This is a genomic window from Actinosynnema sp. NPDC023658, from assembly GCF_040639995.1.
In the GTDB taxonomy this organism is placed as follows: domain Bacteria; phylum Actinomycetota; class Actinomycetes; order Mycobacteriales; family Pseudonocardiaceae; genus Actinosynnema.
In genome coordinates, this window is sequence record NZ_JBFAAX010000765.1 from 1 (window position 1) to 2,697 (window position 2,697).

5 protein-coding genes are annotated in these 2,697 nt (G+C 74.0%); 3 read left to right on the forward strand and 2 right to left on the reverse strand.

Annotated elements, in window-relative coordinates; all coding sequences use genetic code 11:
- Together rpmG and rpsN are read left to right on the forward strand one after the other, a co-directional pair.
- Window positions 1-124, forward strand: a 124-nt coding sequence (rpmG, locus tag AB0G02_RS34400) for a 50S ribosomal protein L33 (RefSeq protein ID WP_360802839.1), incomplete at its 5' end; no start/stop codon positions are given.
- A 1-nt stretch (window position 125) separates the two neighbouring features.
- Window positions 126-422, forward strand: coding sequence for a 30S ribosomal protein S14 (gene rpsN, locus AB0G02_RS34405; protein ID WP_360802826.1), 297 nt, complete (start codon window positions 126-128; stop codon window positions 420-422).
- Between the two features lie 78 nt (window positions 423-500).
- Here rpsN and AB0G02_RS34410 read toward each other — a convergent pair whose 3' ends face one another.
- A complete protein-coding gene (locus AB0G02_RS34410; protein WP_360802829.1) occupies window positions 501-1,319 on the reverse strand; it encodes a class I SAM-dependent methyltransferase in 819 nt (272 codons plus the stop codon).
- A gap of 40 nt (window positions 1,320-1,359) precedes the next feature.
- Window positions 1,360-2,196: a metalloregulator ArsR/SmtB family transcription factor gene (locus AB0G02_RS34415; protein WP_360802832.1), complete on the reverse strand. Its 837-nt coding sequence runs from the start codon at window positions 2,194-2,196 to the stop codon at window positions 1,360-1,362.
- Between the two features lie 100 nt (window positions 2,197-2,296).
- On the opposite strand from AB0G02_RS34415, the gene AB0G02_RS34420 reads away from it, so the two are divergent.
- Window positions 2,297-2,697, forward strand: a 401-nt coding sequence (locus AB0G02_RS34420) for an FAD-dependent oxidoreductase (protein WP_360802836.1), incomplete at its 3' end; no start/stop codon positions are given.

Here is a 2,697-nt window from a genome sequence, read left to right on the forward strand (position 1 = left end):
CACGGCGGGCACCGGCTACACCTACGTGACGCGCAAGAACCGGCGCAACGACCCCGACCGCCTGGTGCTGCGCAAGTTCGACCCGGTCGTGCGCAGGCACGTCGACTTCCGCGAGGAGCGCTGACGTGGCCAAGAAGTCCAAGATCGCCAAGGACCGGCAGCGCCGGGAGGTCGTCGCCCGGCACGCCGAGCGGCGCGCGGAGCTGAAGGAGATCATCCGCACCGACCCGGAGCGGCGTGACGAGGCGCTGCGCGCGCTGCGGAGGCTGCCCCGCGACGCCAGTCCCACGCGGCTGCGCAACCGCGACGCCGTGGACGGCAGGCCCCGCGCGGTCTTCCGCGCCTTCGGCCTGTCCCGGATCAGGCTGCGCGAGATGGCCCACCGCGGCGAGCTGCCCGGCGTGACCAAGTCGAGCTGGTAGGGGACCGCACCGACGCGGACAGCACGAACGGGTGAGGGCCCGACCCGCGAGCCCTCACCCGTTCGTGGATCGCGGGGATCAGCGGTGGCGTCCCCGCGTGCCCACACCGATCAGCGTGGTGGCGTCGAGCACGTCGACGCCCTCGTCGCGCAGGGAGCCCAGGTACAGCTCGCGCACGGTCTCCACGGTGTCCGGCGCGAGCCCGGCCAGCGCGCCCCGGAACCCGGACCCGAGGACGACCAGCCAGGCGAGGTCGGGCGTCATGGTCAGCCGCAGCTCGTTGACCCGCACGTCCACATCGGACAGACCGCGGGCGGCGAGCCACCCGGCGTACGGCTCGGCCTGGTTGATCTCGTCGACGGGACGCGGTTTCCGTTCCGGCGGTGGCTCGGCGGAGGTGGCCGCGGCGACCGCGCCGTACACGTGCCGACCGGCGGCGGCCATCGCGCCACGGCGCCAGATGGTGAACACGACGCGACCGCCCTCGCGGGCCGCGCCGATCAACCGCTCGGCGCCCGCCGCCATGTCGGGCAGGAAGAAGATGCCCAGCGCCGACACCACGACGTCGTACCCGGCACCGTCCCAGGTGGTCACGTCGGCCTGGTGCGCGTGCAGCTGCGGCAGGCCGGAGGCGTGCCGGCGCAGCTCCTCGACCATCGGACCCGACCGGTCCACGGCGTCCACGAGACCGCCGGGCCCGACCGACCGCGCGGCGGGAACGGCCGAGGCGCCGGTGCCGCAGCAGGCGTCCAGGACGCGGTCGCCGGGCTTCGGGTCCGCCGCCGCCACGGTGGCCGCGCCGATCGGACCCCACAGGTGCCTGCCCAGCGCGGTGAAGTCCACCGCGGCGGCGTCGAACGCCCGGCGGACCTCCTCGTCGTTCGGTGTTGTCGCCATGCCGGTGACGATAAGCGCTGTCGCGCCGTCCCGGGGAGGTTCAGCAGGTGGCGGAGCGGCGTTCGAGCATCACCGTGTCGCGCCACACCCCGTGGTGGCACGCGATGCGCTCGCGGACGCCGACCGTGCGGAACCCCGCCCAGTGGTGCAACCCGATGCTCGCCCGGTTCTCCGGGAACACCGCCGTCTGCAACGTCCACAACCCGCCCTCGTCCGCCGCGGCCACCTGCCGGCGCAGCAACGCCCGACCCACACCCCGACCCCGGAACCCCTCCCCCACGTACACCGAGGTCTCCGCCACCCCCGCGTAGCACTCCCGCGTCGACACCGGCGACGCCGCCGCCCAGCCCGCCACCCGACCTTCCACCACCGCCACCCACCGGTGACCGGGCAACCACTTGGCGTCCAACGTGCGCCGACCCGGCGTCTCCGTCTCGAACGTCGCGTTGCCGGTGGCGATCCCCTCGCCGTAGATCCGCCGCACGTCCGCCCAGTCGTCGTCCGCCATCGCCCGCACCGACACCTCCCCCACCGACCCGACCGGACCCGGGGGCCGCGTCGCGATCGTCCCCATCACCGCGTCGGCGGCGTGCGGCAGACCCGTGCAACACGCCGCGTTCACCGACACCAACGTCGCCGTGCCCTCCCGGCGCACCCGCACGAACCCCACCTCCGCCAACCGGCGCACGTGGTGCGAACACGTCGACTGGCTCACCCCCACCGCCTCCGTCAACGCACCCACCGTGATCTCACCGGGGTGCGTCGCCACCACGTGCAGCACACGCACCCGCGTCGGATCGGCCAGGCACGCGAACCACCCGGCATACGTCGAGGCGTCCTCGGGAGCCAGGCCCGCCACGAGCGGCGTCGTCGTCATGACCGGAGTGTATCGATGGAACTCGATGGTTGCATCCATCGAAGTAGCTCGATAGATTGCCCCTCGTTCAATCGAGCAGTACCGATGAAAGGGGTAGCTCGTGAGCGAGCTCCCGGTGGTCGTGGTGGGTGCGGGACCGGTCGGCTTGGCCGCGGCGGCACACCTGGTGGAACGCGGCTCGCGGCCGCTGGTCCTCGAAGCCGGGCCGCGGGCGGGTGCGGCGGTGGCGCGGTGGAGCCACGTGCGGCTGTTCTCGCGGTGGTCGGAGCTGGTCGACCCCGCCGCCCGGCGGCTGCTGGAGCGCACCGGGTGGACCCCGCCCGAGGACGACGTCCACCCGACCGGCGCCGAGTGGACGTCGCGGTACCTGACCCCGCTGGCCGAGGCGTTGGCCGAGCACGTCCGGCTCGGCACCCGGGTCGTCGGCGTCGCCCGCCGGGGACGGGACCGGGTGGTGGACGCGGGCCGGGACAGCGAGCCGCTGACCGTGCACGTGGAGGG

What these genes read in the sequence shown, in the direction of transcription:
- AB0G02_RS34415 (WP_360802832.1), bottom strand. Translation starts at nt 2,196, where the DNA reads ATGACGACGACGCCGCTCGTGGCGGGCCTGGCTCCCGAGGACGCCTCG.
- AB0G02_RS34410 (WP_360802829.1), bottom strand. Translation starts at nt 1,319, where the DNA reads ATGGCGACAACACCGAACGACGAGGAGGTCCGCCGGGCGTTCGACGCC.